Below are 23,393 nucleotides of genomic sequence, written 5' to 3'. Positions count from 1 at the left end.
TCCGGCTCAGTGGGCCACGGCGGCTGCGCCGTGCTCGTCGATGAGGTGACCGGTTTCGAAGCGGTCGAGCGCATAAGGTGCGTTGAGGGGGTGGGGTTCGTCGTTGGCGATGGTGTGGGCGAAGGTGAATCCGGCTGCCGGAGTTCCCTTGAAGCCGCCGGTGCCCCATCCGCAGTTGGCGTAGAGGCCCTGAACCTCGGTCTTCGACACGATCGGTGAGGCGTCGAGGGTGACGTCGACGATGCCGCCCCAGGTGCGCAGCACATGGGCGCGGGCGAAGATCGGGAAGAGTTCGACAGCGGCCGCCAGCTGCTCTTCGATGACGTGGAAGCCGCCTCGTTGGCCGTATCCGTTGTAGGAGTCGACGCCGGCGCCCATGACGAGTTCACCCTTGTGTGCCTGGGAGACGTAGACGTGGACGTGGTTGGACATGACGACCGTGGGGTGGACGGGTTCGAAGAGTTCGGAGACCAGTGCCTGCAGCGGGTGGGACTGGATCGGCAGGCGGATTCCTGCCATGTCGGCCAAAACTGAGGAATCACCAGCCACGCACATAGCCACGCGTTCGGTGGCGATGCGGCCGCGGTTGGTCTCGACGCCGACAACCTTGTCGCCGATGCGCTCGATGCCGGTGACTTCGCAGTTCTGGATGATGTCGACGCCCATTTCATCGCATTTGCGGGCGAAGGCCCAGGCGACGTGGTCGTGCTTGGCGATGCCGGCACGCGGCTGGTAAGTACCGCCCATGACCGGGTAACGCAGGTCGTCGCCGATGTTGATGATCGGGCAGACTTCCTTGACCTGCTTGGGGTCGAGCCATTCGGCATCGATGCCGTTGAGCGCATTGGCGTTGACTCGGCGCTGGGACTCGCGGACGTCCTGCAGGGTGTGGGCGAGGTTGAGGACTCCGCGCTGGGAGAACAGGAAGTCGTAGTCCAGTTCCTCGGGCAGCTGCTCCCAGAGCTTGAGGGAGTGCTCGTACATCGCCGCGGATTCGTCCCAGAGGTAGTTCGAGCGGATGATCGTCGTGTTCCGGGCCATGTTGCCACCGGCCAGCCAACCGCGTTCGAGGATCGCGATGTTCGTCATGCCGTGGTTCTTCGCGAGATAGTAGGCAGTCGCGAGACCGTGTCCGCCACCCCCGATGATGACGGCTTCGTATGACTTCTTCGGCTCCGGATTGCGCCAGAGGAAGTCGGGGTGTTCGGGGAGTTGGTCAGCCATCAGCGTGCTCCGATCTCTGTCATGGTGGGGTACAGCGGGTGGTCGGCAGCCAGCGCGGACACGCGGGCGCCGAGTTCCCTGATGGTCTCGGGGTCGGCTCCGCCTTCTGCGGTTCCGGCGACGAGGACACGGGCGATGATGTCGGCCACCTCGGCGAATGCGGCGGAGCCGAATCCACGGCTGGCCAGGGCAGGGGTGCCGATGCGCAGTCCCGAGGTGACCATCGGCGGACGCGGATCGTTCGGGACGGCATTGCGGTTGACCGTGATCCCGATCGCGGCAAGCAGATCTTCAGCCTGTCCGCCGTCGAGCACGGAGTTGCGCAGGTCGACGAGGACGAGGTGGACGTCGGTTCCACCGGTGAGGACGGTGATTCCCTGTTCCGCGACATCGGATTCGCCGAGGCGGCGCGCGAGTTCCGCGGCCCCGGCCAGTGTCCGAGTCTGCTTGTCGACGAAGGTGTCAGTGGCTGCGAGGCCGAAGGCGACGGCCTTGCCTGCGATGACGTGTTCGAGGGGTCCTCCCTGCTGCCCTGGGAAGACCGCGGAGTTGATCTTCTTCGCAATCGCCGCGTCATTGGTGAGGATAATGCCGCCGCGAGGACCGCCGAGGGTCTTGTGCGTGGTGGAGGTGACCACGTCCGCGTACGGAACGGGCGAGGGGTGGAGACCGGCTGCGACGAGTCCGGCGAAATGAGCCATGTCAACCATGAGGTAGGCGCCGACCGAGTCGGCGATGCGCCGGAACTCCGCGAAGTCGAGCTGCCGGGAGTAGGCGGACCAGCCAGCGACGATGAGCTTGGGCTGGCTCTCCTGCGCAAGGCGCTCCACTTCGGCCATGTCGACACGGTGGGTGTCGTCACTGACTCCGTAGGCGGCGATACTGTAGAGGCGTCCGGAGAAGTTGATCTTCATGCCGTGGGTGAGGTGCCCGCCAGCTGCGAGGTCGAGGCCGAGGACGGTGTCTCCCGGACGGATGAGTGCGTGCATGACTGAGGCATTGGCCTGGGCTCCGGAATGGGGCTGGACATTCGCGAACTCGGCGCCGAAGAGGGCCTTGACACGGGCGATGGCGAGGAGTTCGATCTCGTCGACGTGCTCGCAGCCACCGTAGTAGCGCCGGCCTGGATAGCCCTCTGCGTATTTGTTCGTCAGCACCGAACCTTGCGCCTGCATAACGGCAGCGGCGGTGTGGTTCTCGGAGGCGATCATCTCCAGGCCATCACGCTGGCGGGCGAGTTCGGCATCAATGAAGCCAGCGATCTCCGGGTCGAGCTCGGCGATGGGGGTGCCCAGTTCGACCGGTTCCCTGCTGGCGAATTCGGCACCGAAAGCTGCCCCAGGTGTCGGTGCGTCAGTCTGCCGGGTGTCACTCTCCTGCGCGGCGGATTCCGAATCCGAGCCCGTGCGCTCGACGAGCTGCTCTGTCATGTGATCTCCTTCGACCTATTGATCGTCAACTAATATATCAGACGTGTTCCTGTAGTCTAGGCCCAGGAATCAGAAGATTGCAATGAATTTCTTACAGGAGTCAGCACATGCGCAGTTCGGCCGGCGAGACGTCACAGAAGATGTCACTTGCCGATCGCGCATACGAAACCCTGCGCCACCGCCTCATCATGCTCGACATCGCACCCGGCGATGCGATCAATGAGGCAGCCCTGAGTCAGGAGCTCGAAGTCGGCCGGACGCCGATCCGGGAAGCCCTCAAACGCCTGGAGAGCGATCACCTCGTCGTCTCCTACCCTCGACGCGGAACATTCGCGAGCAATGTCGACCTCACAGACCTGTCGACGATCTCGGAGATGCGCGAGGTCCTTGAACCGATTGCCGCACGGAAAGCCGCCCGGAACATCTCATCTGATCGACGCCGGGAGTTCGAGGCCACGATCGCCGATCTGCGCGCACTCGACGCCACCGACGAGCAGCGCGCGCTCATCGAGCGCGACCTTGAGGTCCACCGGCTCATCTACAGCTCAGTCGACAATCCACATCTGATGGAGACCCTCGTCCGCCTCGATGACCTGGCAACCCGGATCTGGTGCCTCGTCATCCCTCGAATCCCGGATCTCATCGGACACATCCGAGAGCACATCGACCTGCTCGAAGCAGTCCTCGACGGAGACGAGGACGCCGTGGGCGAGCTCGCTGCAGAACACGTCCGCGACTTCGACACAACCCTCCGCGCGGCCCTGCGCTGACCCCTTCATCGAGCTCCTCACTCGACGTGCGCACACACCTCACCAGCCCTTGCACTGAACCGCCCCTCAACCCCTCGCCGCCTCACGGCATGAGGACCACCAGCGGATTCGCACAATGTTGACGTGATCACATTTCGACTATATTGTTGCCGACTGACTGATGTATCAGTTGTTGATCTGTATTGATTTAGGCCACTCACGCGGTCTCACCACCCGCAGCCACGCCCCTCAACGAAGAAGGAATACATGGCAGACGACACTTCTACAAGCGCACCGTCCACCGATCTGAAATCGGCCGAGAAGACGAGCGTTCTGCGCGTCATAACCTATGCGGGAGCGATCATCGCCTTCCTCATCGGATCAGGGTTCGCCACCGGTCAGGAAATCCTCCAGTACTACGCCTCGTACGGATACTGGGGCGTCTTCGGTACCGGACTCATCGTGCTGGTACTCATCTCCTATGTCGCGGTCGAATTCTTCCTCACCGGTCGCAGGGAACAGTTCGAGAAACCCTCCGGCGTCTTCTACTACTACTGCGGCAAGTACCTCGGCACATTCTTCGACTTCTTCTCGATTCTCTTCGTCTTCCTCAGTTTCACGGTGATGATCGCTGGCGCCGGAGCAGTGTTCGAAGAGCACTACGGGCTTTCGAAATTCATCGGCGGAATCGCCCTGGCCGTAGTCGTCAGCCTCACCGTGTGGTTCGGGTTGTCGAGCCTTGTCGATGTCATCGGAAAGATCGGACCGGTGATCGTCGTCATCGCCATTGCGCTGGGGATCTTCGGCATCCTCCGCGACCCCGATGGAATCTCGACCGGAAACACAATCCTGCCGAACCTCGACGTGACCCAAGCTTCGTCGAACTGGTTCCTCTCAGGGTTGTCCTATGTCGGATTCTGCATGCTGTGGCTGGCAGCCTTCCTCGCCGCCCTCGGCAAAACTGTGAAGAATCGTCGTGAAGCCACCGCTGGAGGCCTCCTCGGAGGAGTTCTGTTCTCGGTCGCCTGCATGGTCGTCGGCCTCGGCCTTCTGGCGAATATGTCCCGTGTCTTCGACTCAGAGATCCCCATGCTCGTGCTCGCCGGGGACCTCGGCCCATGGGTTGCCGCTGTGATCTCAGTGATGATCCTCGCAGGCATCTACACCACGGCCATTCCCCTGCTATGGACAGTCTCGGCCAGGTTCTTCGACGACAAGACGAAGAAGTTCAAATACCTCACGATCGCCCTCGCCGCCCTGGGTACGATCATCGGACTCGTCCTTCCGTTCTCTCAGATGGTCAACGTCGTCTACGTCATCAACGGTTACGTCGGGATTGTGCTCCTCGCACTGATGCTCGTCAAGACCATCCGTCACCTCACGTCACGCAAGAAATCCTGAGCTCGGTTCTTGCATGACTGCCCTCTTCCCCACACCTAGCCACCTCCCACACCTGAACGGCACCCACACCAACCGGGGCGCATCCTCCAAGAAGCTCGCGGCATAGCGAATGCCCCTGTACGACGGGGCGGTCTCGTCGAACAGGGGCATTCGCGCGCTCTGGCGCTGGTTTCGATCTAGCGGCTCGACACTCGTCCGAATGCGTTCGCGATCGGTGCCAGGAGCATCGGTCTGGCGGCGAACCAGCCGCCGATGACCACGACCAGTGCCACGAGGAACCAGATGAGGCCGGCCCAGCCCAGCGTATTCGTCCCGGCGAACATGTAACCGAGGTTCTGCCGCAGTCCGGTCGTGAACACGAGGAACACGTGGACGAGGATGAAGAAGACGAAGAACAGCATCGTCGGGAAGTGGATCGCCCGAGCCAGCGGTGCCGGGTAGAACTTGTTGAGCGTCGCGGCATCCTTCGGCCACCACTCGCTCATCCGCACGCCCGTGATCGCAGCCAGAGGAGCGGCGATGAACACGACGATGAAGTACATCAGCTGCTGGAGCGCGTTGTAGTTGACCCACGCGTCTTCCATCGGCCATTCCATGGTCATGTACTGCAGCATCGCCGAGACTGCGTTCGGGAAGACCTCCCAGCTCGTCGGAACGATGCGTGCCCAATGTCCTGAGATGAACAGCAGGACGACGAAGACAACACCGTTGGCCAGCCACAGCAGGTCAAGGCTCGTGTGCAACCACAGATTGATGCTGACCTTCTTGCCACCCTTCTTCGGGGTGTAGAAGGCCGGCGGCTTCTGCTGGTGGCGCACCTGCAAGCCGGAGCGGATGATGAGCACCATGAAGAAGATGTTGAGGAAGTGCGTCCAACGGACCCAGCCGGGGAACCCTGGATCGACGAACTCGGGCTGGTGGTATTCGCCCGGGTAGCGCTCGAGGAATTCCGGTACGCCCGGCAGAGTCGTGACTCCGCGAGCCGCGAGGATGATGATTCCCGCGATAACGATGAGTCCGCCGAGTCCGAGGCCACCAAGCTTCGCCCACTGCCCCACAGACTTCGAACCGATCATCGTCGGTTCCTTCTTCTTCGTTGCAGCAGGCTTCGCCGCAGCCGAGCTGGAGGCTGAACTCGACTTCGCGGCTGCGGAGCTCGACTTCGCGGCTGCGGAGCTCGACTTCGCGGCTGCGGAGCTCGACTTCGCGGCAGGCTTATCGGCCTGCTTGGCTACAGGCTTCGCGGTCGGCTTGTCCGTGGCCTTCGCCGCAGGCTTGGCCATAGGCTTGCGCTGCGCCGGTCCCGTGGACTTCGGCAGTCCGGATCGGGAAGGCTTATCGCTCGCCGAGGTGGCCGCTGGCTTCTCGTCCTGCGCGGACTGATCTGCCGAGTCGGCCGTCTTGGTCTTATCGTCCGAGCCCGAGGCTGCAACCGCGGCACCGGCTGCACCGGCGCCAACGGCAGCTGCTCCCGCTGCGGCAGCCGGAGCTGCCGAAGAGGAGTCGGAATCCGACTGTGCAGACGTGTCCGCTGCCGGCTTCTCAGCCGAGGCAGCAGTATCCGCGTCCGTGGCAGCGGGCGTCGAAGCCGCTCCGGTCGACGTGCTGTCGGCCGAGCCTGCATCGGTCGAACCTGAAGCGGTGCTGGCCGATGCTGGAGCGAAGCCTTCTGGCGGCCATGGATCGCCGCCGGCAATGCGAGGCAGTCCACGGCGAAGCGGTGTGTCGCTGAGTTCGCCGGAGGACTTCTTCCCGGACGCGGCAACCGCCGCACCAGCGCCGACAGCTGCACCGGCGGCGCCGGCAGCTGCCGCAGCGGCTGGAGCTTCTGATGACTGTTCCGTCTCGGCAGGCTGCTCACCTGTTGCTGGAGCTTCTTGATCTGTCGATGCGCTTGAGGCTTCGACGGTCGGAGCAGCAGCTGCTGCCGGTGCCGACGAAGATGCAGAAGTCGCCGAGGCGGCTTTCGCGCCAGCCGGAGCCAGCCCTTCTGGTGGCCACGGATCTCCCCCGGCAACGCGAGGCAGTCCTCGGCGCAGAGGAACGTCGCCGGCAGGTGCAGACCCAGCCCCGGCGGACTCGGTCGCCGCGGACTCAGCCGCTGCGGGCTCAGCTGGCGCAGACCCTGCCGCAACTGGTTCTTCCGAAGCGGCTTCATCCTGAGTATCTGAGCCTGATGCCACTGCGGCAGCGCCGACAGCGGCTCCTGCACCTACACCAGCGGTCGCAGCGGCGGCGGCCGGGGCAGCAGACGAGGAGTCTGATTCCGAGGCCTCCTCGGAAGGCTCCGGTGCGGCTTGCGCGCTGGTGACAGGGGCAGAACCTGAGGCGCCCGATGAACTCGAGGCGGCCTTCACACCGGCGGGTGCGAGCCCCTCGGGTGGCCAGGCTTCGCCGCCTTCGACGCGGGGCAGACCCCGGCGCAGCGGAACTTCGCTGCTCGCCTCGGCGACGGGCTCGGATGATTCGCTCGGCTGCTCCGGCGTCTCAACGGACGCCTGGTCCTCGACGGACTCCGAATCTTCAACGGATTCCGAGCCCTCATCGGGCCTTAGGTCCGCATCAGATTCCGAATCGGAGGCAACAGCGGCTGCACCAACTGCGGCACCCCCGGCAACACCGGCCGCGCCGATTGCCGCACCGGTTCCGACAGAACCGGATTCAGCCTCGGTGGATTCCTGCTCGAGGGAAACCTCGGGCTCCACCGACTCTTCCGGCGCGGCGGAAGCACCCGGCTCGACCGGCTCACCGATGACACCCTCCGGGGGCCATGGCTCACCGCCCGGAACTCTGGGCAGGCCCGAGCGCAGCGAACTGGAGTACGTGGCCATATCAGGACTGTTTCGCTTTCAGGGCCTCGATCGACTGCGGGACGACCTTGAACAGGTCGCCGACGACGCCGTAATCGGCGATGTCGAAGATCGGAGCTTCGCCGTCCTTGTTCACAGCCACGATGGTCTTCGATGTCTGCATGCCGGCCTTGTGCTGGATCGCGCCGGAGATGCCGAGTGCGACGTAGAGCTGCGGCGACACGGAGACACCGGTCTGTCCGACCTGGTGGGACTGGGCGATGTATCCGGCGTCGACGGCCGCACGTGAAGCACCGACGGCAGCACCGAGGACATCGGCCATTTCGCCGACGAGCTCGAAGGACTCTTCGGAGCCGACACCGCGACCACCGGAGACGACCTTCGAGGCACCGCGCAGTTCGGGACGCGAGGAGGTCTCGACAACGGCTTCGAAGGAGTCGATCTGAGCCGAGCGCTTACCGGAATCGGCAACCTCGAGGGCCTGGGCGTTCGCCGACTGGGCTTCCCCGCGGGTCTCGATGGAGCCCTGGCGGACGGTGATGACGGGGGCGCCGAAGGTCGGTGCCGACGAAGCGGTGTAGCCGCCGCCGTAGACGGAGTGGTTGGCCACGATGCCTTCGCTGTCACGCTCGACGCCGAGGGCATCGACGGAGAGAGCCGAACCGCTGCGCACTGCGAAGCGTCCGGCGATGTCACGCCCGTCGATGGAGTGCGAGATGAGAACGGCGTCAGGGGCAACGAGATCGCTCGCCGCATTCAGGGCGTCGACGGCGAAGGTTCCGAGCGCAGAGTTGCCCTCGGGCACCTCGGCGGTGAGAACTTGAACTGCACCGAATGATGCGGCCTGCTGCGCAGCCGCGTCACCCTGACAGGCAGGAGCGAGGACCAGCGCGATGGGCGAACCGATCTCACCGGCGCCGCCGAGCAGCTCGGCCGAGGGCTTCTCGAGCTGACCTTCGGCATCGACGGTGAGGACAGCGAGAATGGAGTCTTGTGGGAATTCGGACATATCGATTCTCCTTAGGCCAGGCGGTTCTTGATGAGGTATTCGGCGAGCTCTGCTCCGCCGTTTCCTTCGTCGACGATCTTCTCTCCGGCCTCACGTGGGGGCTTCTCGGCCACCGTGACCATGATCGATCGTGCTGTGGAGTGGTCGTTGGCGTCGACCTCGAGGTCGGAGAGCGCGATGACCTCGAAGGGCTTCTTCTTCGCGGCCATGATGCCCTTGAAGTTCGGGAAGCGGGCCTCGGGAAGCGCCTCGGTGATGGAGATGACGGCGGGAAGCTCTGCACTGACTTCCTGCTTGCCGCCCTCGACTCCGCGGGTGCCTGCGACCTTGCCGTCGCTGATCTCGACGGAGGTCAGACCGGTCACGTGAGGGAACTCAAGGTGCTCGCCGAGCATCGCTGGAATCATGCCGCCGTTGCCGTCGGTGGAGACGTTGCCGGTGACGACGAGGTCGAAGCCGCCACGGCGAACAGCCGCTGCGAGAACTTCTGCGGTGAGGCCGAGGTCGGCGCCGAGGAGCTCTTCGTCGGAGACGTGCACGGCGTCGTCCGCGCCCATGGCCAGGCCCTTGCGGATCGTCGCGGTCGCGGTGTCGGGTGCCATCGAGATGACGGTCACCTCGGTTCCGTCGCTGCTGTCCTTATAGGAGAGAGCAACCTCGAGAGCACGCTCGCCGATTTCGTCGAGGACCGCCTCCGAAGCGGAACGATCCGCCAAACCGGTCTCCAAATTCAGTTTCCGGTCTCCGTATGTGTCCGGGACCTCTTTGACCAACACCGCGATCTTCAACGATGACTCCTATTCCGTGAGGCAATTCATCTGCAAATGAGACTTCTGCCTCATAATCTACAGTCAGCACGTTCTCATCCGACACCCGGGTCCGCGAGGAAGCCCGGAAAAGTACTCAGTCAGACATCTTACTTCCTGTGTGCCCTAGCTAACATATCTATTGTACGAACGTTCGAACAGATTCTACCTGCTGGGAGTCGTGGTGACCTCATCGTCGTGGACGAGGTCGGGCACGAGTTCGAGTGCGAAAGCGGTGAGGAGCACGGCGTCGGAACGAGCCCTAGAATAGAGACACCGACCGTGACCAGGCGCTGATCCTGAGCTCACGCGTCAGACGCCCGCATCAACGGTGAAGGAGCGCTTCGTGGCATTTGACCTCGACGACATCGACCGCAGCATCATCGCCGCCCTCGTCGACGACTCCCGCCTGAGCGTGCGCCAACTGGCCGAGCGCGTGCACATCTCCCGCTCGGCCGCCCATAAGCGCTTCTCCGTTCTCATCGAGTCCGGTGCGATCAGGAAATTCACCGCCGAGGTGGACCGCAGTGCCCTCGGCATGACCGTGACTGCGGTAGTCGTCGTCAAGATCGGCGATCGTCCCTGGCCAGAGGTCCGCGATGAGCTCGCCGAGCTGCCGTTCGTCGAGAAGGTCCAAGCCGTCAGCGGTGACATCGATGCCCTGGTGACCGTGAATGCCCCTGACAACACGGCCCTGTCTCAAGTCATCCTGCGCAGAATCCATGAGGTTCCGGGTGTGGTCTCTTCCCGCTCGCTGCTCATCCTCGACGAGGCCGAAGGTCACCGGCCCGGCTCCGGGCACTGAGCAACTCGCTCAACCCTTCTGGTATTCCCTGATCGCCTTCTCGGCCATCTCGATCCCGTACTTGGCGTCGGAGTATCCGGCGATCGTGGCTTTGCCGTGCGGGTAGACATGCCCGGCCTTGACCGCGGGCAGGTCCTTGAAGACCGCCGAATCCATCATCGTCTTCGTCAGCTCGTCGTACTCGCCGCGCATGTTCGAGGTCACGAAGATGATGTCGGCATCGGAGAGGCTCTTATCGAGGACCTCCATTGAGATCTGGGCCTCGGGCTCCTTGATGCCCGACTTGTTGCCGCCCTGGCTTGCCTTCGCGTACTTCTTGATAGTGGCGTCCTCGTCAGCTGACCAGTCGAGGCCGAGCGGAGTGAACAGGGAGCCGACCATGTTCTCACTGCCCCAGAGGTAGGCGGAGTTGTCTTCGTAGGAGGAGACGACTCCAAGCTTCGTGCCCCTGGTGACGTCACCGTACTCTTCGGCGATCTCCTTCTGCTCCGCCTGGAAGTCGGCGTCGAGTTCCTTGAGTTCATCGGTCTGGTTGATCGCCTCGGCGACCTCCTCGACCCGCTGCTGCCAGTTCGCCCGGTCACCTCCGCGCAGTGTGAACTGGTAGACCGGCGCGATCTCCTCCAACTGCTTGATCATGTCCGGCTCGTAGATGTTGGGGGCGAGGATGAGGTCGGGTGACACCTCGGCGAGCTTCTCCAGGTCGGGCTCCTCCTGGGCTACGACAGGGATGTCACTGAGTCCATCCGCCCAGTCCTTGGGAACGGTGGGCTCTTGGTAGCTGCCCTGCCCCACGGGAGGCATTTCGAGGTCCATGAGGGTCTCGGTCGCAGCGTAGTGCAGGGTCGCCACATTCTTCGGGTCGGCAGGGACTTCGACGTCGGCGCCGCTGGAATCAGTGACAGTGCGGGTCTCGGCGCCGCCAGAGGCCTCGGAGTCACCTTTTCCTTCGACTGAGCACCCGGCGAGGAGGCCGACGCTCGCCACTGAGGCGATCACAGCTGTGATGATGCGATTGAGTTTCATGTGTTCCTTTCAACGCCGAGCCTGCGGCTCGCGACTGATGAACCCTCTAGGGCAGAGGGAAGATTCAGACTCTGTGGGCGATGACGGCGCTGCGGAAGCGTCCGAACCCCCACCCGATGTCGACGACCTCGACCGCCGCGACGCCGAGATCGCTGAGACATTCGCACAGCTCCTCGCTCGTCCATGACGCATTGCCTGTCATGGCGTACGTTGCGACGAGCTCTTCTGCCTGATGATCGTCGAGCTCGGCCTCGTCGGTGAGGGGTTCGACGATCACGAGGCTGGAGCTGGACTCGAGGATGCGCGCCAGGAGAGCATTTGCTTCTGTGCGCGAGCGTCCGGTCAGCCCCGCGAGCATCAGGGTGCAGTCGACGACTGGCCAAGGTTGATCGCCGGCAACGCTCGCACCGCCGGGAATGTGGACGCTCCGGCCGGACTCCGGTGCCTTGCGCGTGAGGGCGGCCGACACCTCGGCTTCGGCATCACCTGTCAGGGCAACGCTTGCAGCTATGGCAATGGGCTCCAGCTCGAGGATGATATCGAGGACGTACTGCAGGTGCTCGAGGGTGTGAGATCGGTGGGCGGCGTCGAGGGCGGCATAGACCCCACGCTGGGTCCACCAAGTGGGAGCCTTGCCCGCCGAGGTCAGAGCCTTGCCCGCCGAGGTCAGAGCCTTGCCCGCCGGGGTCAGAGCCTTGTCCGAGGCGGGTGCGGGCTTGGCGTCATGTCCGTTCCTGAGAACGTCGAGCAGACTGACGATCGAGAAGAGATCTCGAATTGCTGGATCGTCGAGATTGAGTCCGTCGCCCGCGCGGTCGCCGATGAGCACGGCGCCGGCCTGGGTGTTGCTGTAGTTCGCACCCTCGCGCTCGAGGAGGCCGAGGGCGCACATGGCGGTGAGGACGACGCGTGTACCTTCGGCATCGATGCCGGCCTCCGTGGCGATCGCCTCGGCGGTGGTGATTCCTCCTGCCACTAGGTTGCCGATGCCGAGGGTGACTGCGATGCGGGTGATGATCGGGGGCAGGATCTCGGTCATCTCGTGGACGTCTTTGACAATATTCCGGCCGTCGTCGGAGGCACCCGGGGACTCGTCCGCAGGCTCCACGGCGCCCGCGGCGTCGACGATTTCGCTCACGGCAGTCCGAGCAGATTCGGCAGTCGCGGTCTCGGGCTTCTTCGCAGCGGATGCCCTGCGCCAGTAACCGATGACTTCGACATCCTCCTTGGGTAGACCGAGATCGTGTCGCAGGTGCCGCCGGATGGGGGCAATGGTCAGCGCCTCGCCCGCGCACCACGCGTAGGTTCGGCCTGCAGGACGATCGATGTTCTTCACTGCCTCGTACAACAAGACAGACTCCCCCGGCGGAGTGGATCCCCGGATCAGCCAGTCGATTTCGACCTCGGCACCCGTGGCGATCTCTTGAATGTCGTCGGCACTCTGCACTTCGACGATGACGTGTCCCCTGGTGCCCGCGGGAGCGGTCTCGAGCCAGCGTCCCACTGCGGGCAGACCGGTTTCGTCGGCGATGAGCAGGTGGAAGTCGATGCCTTCGCTGATGCCTGCACAGGTCTTGGGTCCGGCAAAATTCAGCGTGTCACCGATGGTGGCGTCGAAGGCCCAGTCAGAAGCAAGTCCAGAGTCGTGACGGACGACGTCGAAGGTGAAGGAATTGGTGTCAGTGTCGACACTGCGCACCGTGTAGTCGCGAGTGAGGTTGAGGGCTTCTCGATTCCAGTTGAAGCGGAATTCTCCCTGTTCACCAATGTCGAGCGCTGCAGTTTCGGGCGTCGGGATGACGAGTTTCACGTGATCGTCGAATCCCTCGGAGCGGAATTGCGGCCGTGGCATCCCGTTCACCACACCTGCCGACAATTGATCGCCCGCTACTGTCAGGCGCCGCATGTTCGGCGTGATATCCGTGATGCCAGTGACTTCCACCTCGCGCAGGACGATCGGCAAGACCTGCATGGGCCTGGAAGAACGAGGCATGAATTCAGCTCCGAGGGTCTCTTGACGGATGAAACGTCGAGACCAGGGGTTCGCAACGTCAAGCAGGCGTGTCAACCACCTTCAGGCACACGAATACCTTTTTGTCTCATAGGTCAGCCTAACCTAAGTTCAAAGGACCCACAACTGCCCGAGGCGGCTCTACGTTGGTCTCAGCGTCTTCGTGATCGCCCGGATCGTCAGGTCAAGAGCTGCCGCACGATTGCCTGGGTCGCGACTGCCCGAACGAGAGCTCACGTCGTACAGGTGCCCCGAGCCGATGGTCAGGAAGACGTACATCGCGGCCCACTCAACGGGCACGTCCTGGGCTATGGAGCCGTCACCCTGCCCCCTGCGGATGATCACTTCGACCGGGTCGCCTTCGTCCTTCGCGTCGCCCCCCGGATCTACACCCGACCGGTCGCCGCCAGCAGAGACGTCGGCGCCTGCCGCCTCAATGCGCCGCTCGCGCTCCACCTCGGCGAATGAGTCGTCGGTGATGATCGGATTGTCGGCGAACATGAGAGTGAGGACATCGGGAACGGTGAACAGCTGCGCGCAGATCCGCTCGACGGCCTCGAGCCCGAGACCCGCATGTGGGCGAGCGCCCAGCAGAGCATCGGTGAACATGCGCGCCCCTTGACGGGCCACCTCGGCGATCAGGGCCTCACGGTCACCGAAGTACCGATAGAGAGTCGTCCGCCCGACGCCGATCGCACTGGCGATGTCGGCCATCGACGCCCTCGAATTCTCGGCGAGCACGGTCATCGCCTCTACGATCAGGGTGCTCTTCCCCAGGCGCCGCATACCGCTGCTCACCTCGCTCACCAGAGCCTCCCGCTTCTTCGATACGTCATTCCTGCAGTCAATCATGCCCGATCACATACATGGTGGTACATAGCTGTTCCACTTTGATACACTTTCATTCCAGAGGGATCATCGAAACTCCACGCAGGCCATTGACATCGGCACGAACACCCGACGATTCCCCAACGACCGTCGCCGCAGCCAAGTTTGGAGACACCATGGCAGACAGGGAACACAGCACCGCCCATCCGAACGGCATCTCGGGGGCGAGCTCCTCAGCCAACGGTACTGCCGCAGTGTTCACCCTTGGCCGGGCCGACGTCGCTGTCATCGGCGCCGTCTGCGTGGCAATCGGCGTCGCACTCGGGTTCTTCCTTCCCGCTCTGGGTTCATTCGCCGCGAGATTCCCGATCCCCTTCGGAGACGTCGTTGAGAAACTCAGCCAATTCGACCAGGCATGGGTGGTCATCGCTCGCCCGTTCATCGGCGCGGTCCTCGGCGCAATCGCCGCCGTTGTCATCACTGTCTCGACCACACCCCTGCGCGTCGGCGATGACGAGATCCTCATCGGCCGAGACGACGACCAACCGCTGAGGATCTCCAGGTCCTCGTTCTCCACCGCCTATTACGACGGAGGCAAACTGACGATCCTCACCGCGGGCGGGCATCAGGCGTACAAGGGCGACGTCGAAGGCAAGAAGGACAAGGTCGCCGAGGCGTTCACCTCACGCGGCTACCGGTGGGGCGAGATCTGAGACCGGGCCAAACGTCCCTCCGCCCACGCTGTAACCGAGCACTTCGTCCATGCTTCGCGACACAAATGCGCGCCGCGTCCGGACCTGCTCGCAGACCCTGGATCGGTGACGCGGCTCACGCCACTATGGGGCCATGACCATTGACGTTCCCACCTCTCGCCGCGCACTGCCCCAGCTGCAGCCAGTCAGCTTCATCGGTGCAGACGGTCAGCCCACCGATGTCCCCACCGATGGGCTGACGATCCCGAGCGATCGCACCCTTCTGGGTCTGTATCAGAAGATGGTGCAGGTCCGTCGGTTCGAAGCTCAGGTCACCCACCTGACCAGGCAGGGACGGCTCGCGACCTATCCGTCCGCCGCCGGCCAGGAAGCCATCGAGGTCGGTGCCACCACCGCACTGGCACCCAACGACTGGCTGTTCCCCACCTACCGCGATTCCGCGTCTCTGCTCACCCGCGGGGTTCCTGTGACCGAGATCCTCTCCGCCTTCCGCGGCGACTGGCACTGCGGGTTCGACCCGAACGAATATCACACCTCACCTGCGGCGACACCGCTGGCAACGCAGACCCTGCACGCCACCGGCTTCGCCATGGCCGCCAAGCTCAAGGGCGAAGACGCCTGCACCCTGACCTTCCTCGGCGACGGCGCCAGCAGCGAGGGCGACACCCATGAGGCCTTCAACTTCGCCTCGGTATGGCAGACCCCAACCGTCTTCGTGCTGGCGAACAACCAGTATGCGATCTCGACCCCGCTGCGCGAGCAGGCCAATGCCACGATGCTCGCCGATCGTGCCGCCGGCTACGGAATGCCCGGCCTGCGCGTCGACGGCAACGACATCGCGGCCGTGTTCGCCGCCGTCACCGCCGCTCTCGAACGTGCCCGCAACGGTGAGGGCCCGACCCTCATCGAGTGCCTGACCTACCGGATGGAGTCGCACACGAACTCCGACGATCCCACGAAGTACCGTGACGCCGAGGAGGTCGAGCATTGGAAGCAGTTCGATCCCATCGATCGCCTTGAGAAGCACCTGCGCACAGCCGGAGTCCTCGATGACGACGTCGCCGCTGAGATCACGGCGAGCGCGGAAGAGCTTGCCACCTCGGTCCGTGACGCCATGAACACCGATGCCGAGGTCGATCCGAGCGAGCTCTTCGCCTACGTCTATGCGAATCCGCGTGCGAACCTCATCTCTCAGCAGGAGAAGCTTGAGGCCGAGCTGGCAACGGCGGCACAGTCATGACCGTCACCGCTGCCACCACGGCAGAAGGCGCTCCGACACCGGTCTCGGTGACGATGACGAAGGCACTCAACCAGGCCCTGCGCGACAGTCTGAGCGACGATCAGAACGTCCTTGTCTTCGGTGAGGACGTCGGTCGCCTCGGCGGGGTATTCCGTGTCACTGAAGGCCTGCGGAAGGAATTCGGACCCGAACGGGTCTGGGATTCCCCGCTTGCAGAGTCGGGGATCGTCGGCACCGCGATCGGTATGGCGATGGCCGGGATGCGTCCGGTCGTCGAGATGCAATTCGATGCCTACGCCTACCCTGCGTTCGAGCAGATCGTGTCCCACGTGGCGAAGATGCGCAACCGCACGAAGGGCAAGGTCAGCCTGCCGTTGACGATCCGGATTCCTTATGCGGGCGATATCGGCGGCGTCGAGCACCACTCGGATTCCTCCGAGGCCTACTGGTGTTCGACCCCGGGCCTGACCGTCGTCACTCCCTCGAATCCGGCCGATGCCTATTCGCTGCTGCGTGAGTCCATCGCTTCCGAGGATCCGGTCATCTTCATGGAGCCGAAGTCACGGTACTGGATGAAGGACGAGCTTGCCCTGCCCGTGCAGACCGCGCCGATGGATCGGGCGCAGGTTGTCCGCGTTGGATCGGATGTGACCCTGCTGGCCTACGGGCCCACCGTGCGCACGGCCCTGGCCGCGGCCGAAGAGGGCGCGGACCACGGACTGTCGATCGAGGTCATCGACCTGCGATCCCTGTCTCCTTTCGATGATGAGACCGTGTCGGCATCGGTGCGCAAGACCTCGCGTGCCGTGATCATCCATGAGGCCGCCCAGTTCGGCGGCTACGGCGCCGAGGTGGCTGCCCGGGTCACCGAGGACAACTTCACTCATCTGTCGGCCCCGATCCTGCGGATCACCGGGTTCGATGTCCCCTACCCGTCCCCGAAGCTCGAGGAGTACTTCTTGCCGACCGCCGAACGCATTCTCGACGCGCTCGAATCCTGGGATTGGGAGCTGTGATGAGTGCCGAGACGAGTTCCGCGAAGACGACGAGCGCCCGTGATTTCATCCTCCCCGATCTGGGCGAGGGCCTGACCGAGGCCGAGCTCATCAGCTGGATGGTCAATGTCGGTGACGAGGTCCACGTCGACCAGATGGTCGTTGAGGTCGAGTCCGCCAAGTCCGTCGTCGAGCTGCCCTGCCCGTTCGCCGGTCGGATCGAAGCGCTGCATGCAAACGCCGGTGACACCGTATCCGCAGGTCAGGCCCTGCTTTCCGTCGCCGAGGTGGGTGCTGAGTCGGGTGCGAACGAGGGTTCCGATTCCGACAGCGGTGGTGCCAACCTCATCGGGTACGGCACCTCCGAGCCCAAGGCACGGTCGACGAAGAAGCGGTCCTTCGGTCCGAAGACCAGCGACTCGACGGCTGCTCCCGTTGCAGAGGCGGCGGCCACTCCCCCGGCTTCCGCTGCCGAACCTTCGGTCTCCCCTGTGTCCTCGCCCATCGTGCGCAAACTGGCGAAGGACAACGGACTCAGCGCCAAACATCTCCCGGGCACCGGGCCTGGAGGCATCGTCACCAGGGCAGATGTCCTCAAGGCCCTCGAGTCGGGCGCGACAGCCTCGTCGGCGACAGCCTCGGTGTCGGACACTGCCGCTCAGGTCAGTCGGGCGCATGCCTCCACCACCACCTCGGCGAGTGCCGATTCAACCAGCCGCGATACCCGGACTCCGATCACGGGGCTGCGCAAGGTCGTGTCCGAACGTCTGTCGAAGTCGCGGCAGGAGGTTCCCGAGGCCACGATCTGGCTCGACGTCGACGCCACGGAGCTGCTGAACACGAAGCGAGCCCTCGAGGCGCGGACCGGGGAGAAGTACTCTCTGCTCTCGCTCGTGTCCCGCTTCGTCGTCGCGGGGCTGAAGAAGCACCCGATCATCAACTCCTCGATCGACACCGAGAACAACGAGATCGTCACCCACGCCGACATCAACCTCGGCCTGGCTGCGCAGACACCCCGGGGCCTCATGGTCCCGGTCGTCCACAGCGCCGATCAGATGAGCCTGCGGCAGCTGCGCGACTCCGTGTCCGAGACCGTCGGCAAAGCGTCGACCGGCAAGTTCAGCACTCAGGAACTCACCGGCGGCACGTTCACGCTCAACAACTACGGCGTGTTCGGAGTCGACGGCTCGGCACCGATCATCAACCTGCCAGAGGTCGCGATGCTCGGCCTGGGGCGGATCAAGGAACGCCCGTGGGTCGTCGACGGCGAACTCACCGTCCGCAAGGTCATGTTCCTGTCATTCGTCTTCGACCACCGCGCCTGCGACGGAGCCGAACCGAGCCAGTTCCTCACCTTCATCGCCGACTGCATCGAGAACCCGATCTCCCTGCTGCCGGAGTTGTGACGGACCACAGATTCCACATTTCGGAATGACCTCCACCTCCCGTGACACACACCATTAACGTGGCGCAGGCCGCTCACCTGCGGTATCCATTCGATGGGGAAGAGGTCGCGCATGTCGGAAGTCCACGATTCACCATCGCCGTCGAGGCCACCTCGGCGGCGATACTCTTTGCTGCTCCTCATCGTTCCGGTGGTTCTCTACCTGCTCACCCCGTTCGTCGCGAACTCGATCGAGCCGCGCATCTTCGGGCTGCCGTTCATCCTCACCTACACGATCGTCGTCACGATCCTCACTTGGTTCTTCGTGTGGATGGCCGCCCGCGGTGACCACTACTACCGCCGCGACAAGGCCGAATACGTTCCTGCCGATGTCGCCTTCGGTGAGGACTACCCGATCGAGGAGGCCTCTGGGGCCGATGGACAGGAGGCCGACAAGTGAGCACCTCCGCCATCATCGCCTGCATCATCTTCGGCATTGCCATGCTCGCGACCATCGGCATCGGAATCTGGTCGGGCCGCGGTCGGGAGAAGTCACTCGACGAATGGTCGGTCTCCGGCCGTGGCCTGGGCTTCGTCTTCATCCTGCTGCTCATGGCCGGCGAGACCTATACGAGCTTCTCGTTCTTAGGCACCGCCGGCTGGTCGTATTCCTACGGTGTGCCGATCCTCTACCTCATCGGCTACCTCAGCGTCGGGCTCGTCGTCGCCTACCTCGTCGGACCCCTGTTCTGGACCTATGCGGCCAGGCACAAGCTCGTCAGCCTCTCCGACATCGTCGAGCACCGCTTCCGCTCGCGCGGTCTGGCGATCCTCGTCGCGGTGCTCGCGACCGTCTTCATCGTTCCCTACATCCAGTTGCAGATCCAGGGTATGGGTGCCGTCGTCAACGCCATGAGCTATGGGGCGATCGACCTCAAGGTCGCCGCCGTCATCTCCTTCATCGTCGCCGAGGCGTTCATCCTCTTCTCCGGTCTGCGCGGTTCCGCGTGGGTCAGCGCCCTCAAGGACGGCCTCGTCATCCTCGCCGTCGCCTTCCTCGCCGTCTACGTGCCGCTGCACTACTTCGACGGGTTGGGCGAACTCCTCGACCGGCTCGTGAGTGAGAAGTCTCAATGGCTGACGTTCCCCGGTGCCGGCGAGGGAACATATGGAAGTGCCTGGTTCATCTCGACGATCATCCTCAACGGGATCACGATCACCGTCTTCCCCACGTCGATCGCCGGATACCTGTCGGGCACCTCGGCGAACACCCTGCGCCGCAATTCCATCATCCTGCCCTGGTATCAGCTGCTGCTCCTCGTGCCGATGATGGTCGGCGTGGCCGCGCTCTTCGTCATACCGGCTCTCAGGGACGCGGATCTGGCGCTGTTCTCCGTGGTCATCGACTCACTGCCCGCGCCCCTGGTCGCGCTCATCGGTGTCGCTGGTGCCCTGTCGGCCATCGTCCCGATGAGCGTGTACATGCTCTCGATCGGTTCGATGTGGGGACGCACGGTTCTCGGCGGAGGGCTGTCTGGCCCGGAGAACTCCGCGTCGATGACTGCCGAACAGCTGACCGCTCGGGGCTTGCGGCAGAAGACTCTGTCCCAGTGGGTGTGCCTCATCGTCGGCGTGATCGCCCTGGTCATGAGTCTGCTCATGCCCGATGCTCTCGTCGAGCTCTCGGTGCTGAGCTACGAGGGCCTCGCGCAGGTTGTTCCCGCCGCTCTGCTCGCCCTCTACTGGCCGCGGATGAGCAAGCAGGCCGCTGCCGCCGGTCTCATCGTCGGCTCGGTGACCATGGTGGCCCTGCACTACACGGGTCACGATCCGCTCTTCGGCATCAACGGCGGCCTGTGGGCGGTCGCGGTCAACCTCATCATCGTCGTCCTCGTCACCCTGGCCAAGCCGGACCCGCGCTGGATTCCCGCCGCCGAGCGGGAGAAGGTGGCAGCTTGAGGCTGGACTGTGGCACCGGCACGCAGGTCGACGGAAGCCTCAGGCAGAATACACCGCGTCCCCGCCGACATATGTTGCGCGCACGTCGATGCCTGCGATCCCATGTGGGTCGATGGTCAGTGGGTTGTCGCCGAGAACGGTGAAATCGGCAAGGTATCCCGGCGCCAGCCGACCCTTGTATGACTCCTCGCCTGAGGCTTCGGCTGATCCGAGGGTGAAGATCGACAGGGCCTCGGCGGCCGTGACCTTCTGTGAGGCTCCGACAGTGATCCCGTCGTCGACTCCAGTGCGGGTGACCAGGGACTGCACTCCGAACAGCGGCTGGTAGGGCCCGCAGGGATAGTCCGAGGACCCGGCGACTGTGACACCGGCGTCGAGGAATGCTCGGTGGGCGAACATCCGACCCATCCGCTCCTCGCCGTACCAGGAGTTCAGCGCCCCGCCGTGATAGCCGGGGTATCCGGCGAAGGGGACAGCAATAGCACCGAGGCGGTGCATCCGCTTCAGGATGTCGTCGTCGATGAGGCTGCAGTGTTCGATCCGGTGGCGCAGTCCCGGGCGCGGGTTCCGGGCAGCGACGTCTTCGAGGGCGTCGAGGACGAGACGGATCGCGGCATCGCCGTTGGCGTGGACGCCGATGCGGTTGCCGTCGGCATGGACACGTTCGACGTTGGCCCGCAGCTCCTCGGTCGAGGTGGTCTGCACGCCTTGGCAGTTCGGGTCGGTGAAGGGTTCGGAGAGCAGGCAGGTTCGCCCGCCGATGGCTCCGTCGAGGAATGCCTTGACGCCGATGAGCTTGAGCCGATCATCACCGAATCCGCTGCCCACGCCGAGGTCGACGGCCTTGTCGTAGTGGTCGATGGACAAGAGCATGCCGATGCGCATGCTCAGATCACCGGCATCGCGCACGGCCGAGAGGATCGCGATGTCCTGGGGGCTGATGAGTGCGTCGCAGATCGAGGTCAGGCCCGCGGCGTTCCACTGCGCGATGGTCCGTGCGGCTCCGAGCTGCAGGTCCGAGATCGTGTCGCCGGGAATGAACCGATCCCCGCGGGCAGTGGCAGGCATGAGCACATTCATCAGCGCCCGTTCGATGAGCTTCCCGTTGAGCCGACCATCGGAATACCGGTCGTAGCGCCCGCCGTCCGGGTCGGGCGTTGACTCTTCGATGCCGAGGAACCGCAGTCCCGCGGAGTTGACCACACCCCAGTGTCCGGCGACATGGCTGACGACCACCGGGGTCTCCGGCGCGATCCGATCGAGGTCATCGCGGAGGACGATCCCGGTCTTCTCATCGTCATAGCGGCTGCCCTTGACCCACACCCCCGCCGAGGTGGCGCTCACCTCGGCGGCGATCGTGTCCAAAAGTACGGGGACCGTCCCCACCGCCGCATGCGATAGGTCGAGGTGGAGGGCATCGCCCGCGGTCATCGCCAGGTGGATGTGGGCGTCGTTGAGACCGGGGATAATGGTCGAGTCACCGAAGTCGAGCACCTCGGCGCCGGGGAACCTGTCTCGCAGGTCTGACACTGCGCCGGTGGCGGTGATGGTCTCACCGGTGATGGCCAGGGCTTCCGGTTCGGGGCACGATACTCCAGGTGTTCCAGACGTGGAGTTCTGAGCTCCCGGGGTCTTCGCCTGTGCCACGATCGCCTTCGCGCGCACGATCGTCGGTGTTCTCTCCTCCATGGGATGCTCCGTCTCTGCAGCTGGTGTGGGTTATCCACCATCGTGTCACGCCACCGCACACGACGCTGGTGGACACCGACCGCCGAGATTCCCGGCCGAACGCTCCTCAGTCGTCGAGCAGGGCCGCTGCATACATGGGGCGGGCGGCATCGGCGCTGGGTGGGTGGAACAGCCCGGCGGTCGCATCTCGGTAGAGGCGTGAGAGTTCGTGGCTGTTGTCGAAGCCGCTGCCACCGGAGCACATGAGCGCGGTCTCGGCCGCGTGACGGGCCGCGTCGGAGGCTTTGATCCGCGCTCCCACCAGGCGCAGTGGCCAACCGGAACCATGGTCGATCAGGGCATCGAAGTCCCTGGTGTAGGCATCGAGCATGGCGGGAACGGACAGGTAGTCGAGGTGCGCGTCGGCGAGGCGTGCGCGAGTCTCGGGCACCTCGGCGAAGGTGGTTTCGGCCTTCGCCGAGGTGCGCTTCTTCAGTCCCGCGGCCCCGAGTTCCAGGGCGCGAGCGGCCACACCTGCGTAGACGGAGGCGATGAGCAGCTGGAAGTTGCTGGTGATCGCGAAGGTCAGTAGGTCGGGGTGCTTGCCTGCCGGGATGGTGCGGGCGACGCGTTCGGGGCGCATGGGGACCTGGTCGAGGATCGTCGCTCGCGACTGCGAGGCCCGCATGCCCATGACGTCCCAGTGGTCGGAGATCGTGATGCCTTCGGCACTGCGTTCGACGAAGCCGTAGACCAGCTGTCCCTCAGCGGGTTCATCCGCGTCGGGGCCGGCGAAGTTCCCATCATCATGCTCGATCGCCCCATGGACGATGAGTCGCGTCCACACAGGTGAGAGTGAGGTGAAGATCTTCACGCCAGTGAGCAGGAAGCCGCCGTCCGCGGTCGGTTCGGCGACCGTGTTCGAGCCCTGCATGACCCAGTCGTTGGAGGGCTCGGAGATGCCGAAGGCGAAGATCTCCCCGGCCATCGCCTCTTCGAACACCCAGTTCAGAGAGGCGTCGCCGCGGTCGTTGAGAGCCTTGACGACACCGGTGCACATGAGGTGCATGTTGATGGCCAGCGCGGTCGCAGGTGCTGCCGAGGCCAGGCGCTGCTGGAGTCGGGAGACCTCGTGCAGGCTCAGTCCTGGCCCCCCGTAGGCGTCGGGAACGAACAGGGTGAGGTAGCCAAGGGACTTCAGTTCCTCGAGGTCTTCGTCGAAGAACCGGTTCTCCCTGTCGTAGACGCCGGCGCGTTCGCGGAAGCGCTCGAGCACCTCGGCGGGGAGGTATTTCTCGGCCAATTCGCCGAGGTGGGTCTCACGGTCCGTCATCA

Annotated in this window: 19 protein-coding genes; 9 read left to right on the top strand and 10 right to left on the bottom strand. The window is 64.2% G+C overall.

Annotated elements, in window-relative coordinates; translation table 11 throughout:
* Positions 1-6 precede the first annotated feature (6 nt).
* Together LQ788_RS00620 and glyA are read right to left on the bottom strand one after the other, a co-directional pair.
* Complete coding sequence (locus LQ788_RS00620; protein WP_231444249.1) at positions 7-1,224, bottom strand: sarcosine oxidase subunit beta family protein; 1,218 nt, start codon at positions 1,222-1,224, stop codon at positions 7-9.
* Positions 1,224-2,654 (bottom strand): serine hydroxymethyltransferase, encoded by a 1,431-nt coding sequence (gene glyA, locus LQ788_RS00615; RefSeq protein ID WP_275901932.1) that lies wholly within the window; start codon positions 2,652-2,654, stop codon positions 1,224-1,226. Before glyA ends, LQ788_RS00620 begins: the two co-directional genes overlap by 1 nt.
* A 107-nt stretch (positions 2,655-2,761) precedes the next feature.
* Here glyA and LQ788_RS00610 point away from each other — a divergent pair, with 107 nt between their 5' ends.
* Both LQ788_RS00610 and LQ788_RS00605 read left to right on the top strand, forming a co-directional pair.
* The gene (locus LQ788_RS00610; protein WP_231444247.1) at positions 2,762-3,424 is read left to right on the top strand and encodes a GntR family transcriptional regulator; all 663 of its coding nucleotides are present in this window, start codon (positions 2,762-2,764) and stop codon (positions 3,422-3,424) included.
* 246 nt (positions 3,425-3,670) lie between these two features.
* Positions 3,671-4,804 (top strand): YkvI family membrane protein, encoded by a 1,134-nt coding sequence (locus LQ788_RS00605; protein ID WP_231444245.1) that lies wholly within the window; start codon positions 3,671-3,673, stop codon positions 4,802-4,804.
* A 176-nt stretch (positions 4,805-4,980) separates the two neighbouring features.
* Here the strand turns inward: LQ788_RS00605 and LQ788_RS00600 are convergent, their stop codons facing one another.
* From LQ788_RS00600 to LQ788_RS00590, 3 genes are read right to left on the bottom strand one after another with little or no spacing between them, the layout of a single operon-like run.
* Positions 4,981-7,635: a cytochrome b/b6 domain-containing protein gene (locus LQ788_RS00600; RefSeq protein ID WP_231444243.1), complete on the bottom strand. Its 2,655-nt coding sequence runs from the start codon at positions 7,633-7,635 to the stop codon at positions 4,981-4,983.
* Position 7,636: 1 nt separating this feature from the next.
* Complete coding sequence (locus tag LQ788_RS00595) at positions 7,637-8,623, bottom strand: electron transfer flavoprotein subunit alpha/FixB family protein (protein ID WP_231444241.1); 987 nt, start codon at positions 8,621-8,623, stop codon at positions 7,637-7,639.
* An 11-nt stretch (positions 8,624-8,634) separates the two neighbouring features.
* A complete protein-coding gene (locus LQ788_RS00590) occupies positions 8,635-9,411 on the bottom strand; it encodes an electron transfer flavoprotein subunit beta/FixA family protein (protein WP_231444239.1) in 777 nt (258 codons plus the stop codon).
* A gap of 364 nt (positions 9,412-9,775) precedes the next feature.
* Here LQ788_RS00590 and LQ788_RS00585 point away from each other — a divergent pair, with 364 nt between their 5' ends.
* Positions 9,776-10,234 (top strand): Lrp/AsnC family transcriptional regulator, encoded by a 459-nt coding sequence (locus tag LQ788_RS00585; RefSeq protein WP_231444237.1) that lies wholly within the window; start codon positions 9,776-9,778, stop codon positions 10,232-10,234.
* A 9-nt stretch (positions 10,235-10,243) separates the two neighbouring features.
* On the opposite strand, the gene LQ788_RS00580 is transcribed toward LQ788_RS00585, so the two are convergent.
* The 3 genes from LQ788_RS00580 to LQ788_RS00570 all read right to left on the bottom strand — a co-directional run bounded on the left by LQ788_RS00580 (position 10,244) and on the right by LQ788_RS00570 (position 14,078).
* Positions 10,244-11,260, bottom strand: coding sequence for an ABC transporter substrate-binding protein (locus tag LQ788_RS00580; protein ID WP_231444235.1), 1,017 nt, complete (start codon positions 11,258-11,260; stop codon positions 10,244-10,246).
* Positions 11,261-11,324: 64 nt separating this feature from the next.
* Complete coding sequence (locus tag LQ788_RS00575; protein ID WP_262908365.1) at positions 11,325-13,232, bottom strand: siderophore-interacting protein; 1,908 nt, start codon at positions 13,230-13,232, stop codon at positions 11,325-11,327.
* Between the two features lie 180 nt (positions 13,233-13,412).
* The gene (locus tag LQ788_RS00570) at positions 13,413-14,078 is read right to left on the bottom strand and encodes a TetR/AcrR family transcriptional regulator (RefSeq protein ID WP_231444233.1); all 666 of its coding nucleotides are present in this window, start codon (positions 14,076-14,078) and stop codon (positions 13,413-13,415) included.
* Between the two features lie 197 nt (positions 14,079-14,275).
* On the opposite strand from LQ788_RS00570, the gene LQ788_RS00565 reads away from it, so the two are divergent.
* The 6 genes from LQ788_RS00565 to LQ788_RS00540 all read left to right on the top strand — a co-directional run bounded on the left by LQ788_RS00565 (position 14,276) and on the right by LQ788_RS00540 (position 20,390).
* Positions 14,276-14,812, top strand: a complete 537-nt coding sequence (locus LQ788_RS00565; protein ID WP_231444231.1) for a YqeB family protein — start codon at positions 14,276-14,278, stop codon at positions 14,810-14,812.
* A gap of 133 nt (positions 14,813-14,945) precedes the next feature.
* Complete coding sequence (gene pdhA / locus LQ788_RS00560) at positions 14,946-16,052, top strand: pyruvate dehydrogenase (acetyl-transferring) E1 component subunit alpha (protein WP_231444230.1); 1,107 nt, start codon at positions 14,946-14,948, stop codon at positions 16,050-16,052.
* Complete coding sequence (locus LQ788_RS00555) at positions 16,049-17,068, top strand: alpha-ketoacid dehydrogenase subunit beta (protein WP_231444228.1); 1,020 nt, start codon at positions 16,049-16,051, stop codon at positions 17,066-17,068. Before pdhA ends, LQ788_RS00555 begins: the two co-directional genes overlap by 4 nt.
* Positions 17,068-18,453: a dihydrolipoamide acetyltransferase family protein gene (locus LQ788_RS00550; protein ID WP_231444226.1), complete on the top strand. Its 1,386-nt coding sequence runs from the start codon at positions 17,068-17,070 to the stop codon at positions 18,451-18,453. The genes LQ788_RS00555 and LQ788_RS00550 overlap by 1 nt, the downstream gene beginning before the upstream one ends.
* Positions 18,454-18,564: 111 nt before the next feature.
* Positions 18,565-18,891 carry a DUF3311 domain-containing protein gene (locus LQ788_RS00545; protein WP_231444224.1) on the top strand — a complete coding sequence of 109 codons (327 nt, stop codon included), beginning with the start codon at positions 18,565-18,567 and terminating at the stop codon, positions 18,889-18,891.
* A complete protein-coding gene (locus LQ788_RS00540) occupies positions 18,888-20,390 on the top strand; it encodes a sodium:solute symporter family protein (protein ID WP_231444222.1) in 1,503 nt (500 codons plus the stop codon). Before LQ788_RS00545 ends, LQ788_RS00540 begins: the two co-directional genes overlap by 4 nt.
* 39 nt (positions 20,391-20,429) lie before the next feature.
* Here LQ788_RS00540 and LQ788_RS00535 read toward each other — a convergent pair whose 3' ends face one another.
* The gene (locus LQ788_RS00535; RefSeq protein ID WP_231444220.1) at positions 20,430-22,079 is read right to left on the bottom strand and encodes an amidohydrolase; all 1,650 of its coding nucleotides are present in this window, start codon (positions 22,077-22,079) and stop codon (positions 20,430-20,432) included.
* 106 nt (positions 22,080-22,185) lie between these two features.
* Positions 22,186-23,391 carry an acyl-CoA dehydrogenase family protein gene (locus LQ788_RS00530; RefSeq protein WP_231447505.1) on the bottom strand — a complete coding sequence of 402 codons (1,206 nt, stop codon included), beginning with the start codon at positions 23,389-23,391 and terminating at the stop codon, positions 22,186-22,188.
* Positions 23,392-23,393: the final 2 nt, after the last annotated feature.

The organism is Brevibacterium zhoupengii, from assembly GCF_021117425.1.
GTDB classification, from domain to species: domain Bacteria; phylum Actinomycetota; class Actinomycetes; order Actinomycetales; family Brevibacteriaceae; genus Brevibacterium; species Brevibacterium zhoupengii.
The sequence above is the reverse complement of the archived record's forward strand: the minus strand, read 5'-3'. Positions and strand labels throughout refer to the sequence as shown.

Bases quoted from the DNA above. Each gene is read 5' to 3' on its own strand.
- LQ788_RS00620 (WP_231444249.1), bottom strand. From the start codon at position 1,224: ATGGCTGACCAACTCCCCGAACACCCCGACTTCCTCTGGCGCAATCCG.
- glyA (WP_275901932.1), bottom strand. From the start codon at position 2,654: ATGACAGAGCAGCTCGTCGAGCGCACGGGCTCGGATTCGGAATCCGCC.
- LQ788_RS00610 (WP_231444247.1), top strand. From the start codon at position 2,762: ATGCGCAGTTCGGCCGGCGAGACGTCACAGAAGATGTCACTTGCCGAT.
- LQ788_RS00605 (WP_231444245.1), top strand. From the start codon at position 3,671: ATGGCAGACGACACTTCTACAAGCGCACCGTCCACCGATCTGAAATCG.
- LQ788_RS00600 (WP_231444243.1), bottom strand. From the start codon at position 7,635: ATGGCCACGTACTCCAGTTCGCTGCGCTCGGGCCTGCCCAGAGTTCCG.
- LQ788_RS00595 (WP_231444241.1), bottom strand. From the start codon at position 8,623: ATGTCCGAATTCCCACAAGACTCCATTCTCGCTGTCCTCACCGTCGAT.
- LQ788_RS00580 (WP_231444235.1), bottom strand. From the start codon at position 11,260: ATGAAACTCAATCGCATCATCACAGCTGTGATCGCCTCAGTGGCGAGC.
- LQ788_RS00575 (WP_262908365.1), bottom strand. From the start codon at position 13,232: ATGCAGGTCTTGCCGATCGTCCTGCGCGAGGTGGAAGTCACTGGCATC.
- LQ788_RS00565 (WP_231444231.1), top strand. From the start codon at position 14,276: ATGGCAGACAGGGAACACAGCACCGCCCATCCGAACGGCATCTCGGGG.
- pdhA (WP_231444230.1), top strand. From the start codon at position 14,946: ATGACCATTGACGTTCCCACCTCTCGCCGCGCACTGCCCCAGCTGCAG.
- LQ788_RS00555 (WP_231444228.1), top strand. From the start codon at position 16,049: ATGACCGTCACCGCTGCCACCACGGCAGAAGGCGCTCCGACACCGGTC.
- LQ788_RS00550 (WP_231444226.1), top strand. From the start codon at position 17,068: ATGAGTGCCGAGACGAGTTCCGCGAAGACGACGAGCGCCCGTGATTTC.
- LQ788_RS00545 (WP_231444224.1), top strand. From the start codon at position 18,565: ATGTCGGAAGTCCACGATTCACCATCGCCGTCGAGGCCACCTCGGCGG.
- LQ788_RS00535 (WP_231444220.1), bottom strand. From the start codon at position 22,079: ATGGAGGAGAGAACACCGACGATCGTGCGCGCGAAGGCGATCGTGGCA.
- LQ788_RS00530 (WP_231447505.1), bottom strand. From the start codon at position 23,391: ATGACGGACCGTGAGACCCACCTCGGCGAATTGGCCGAGAAATACCTC.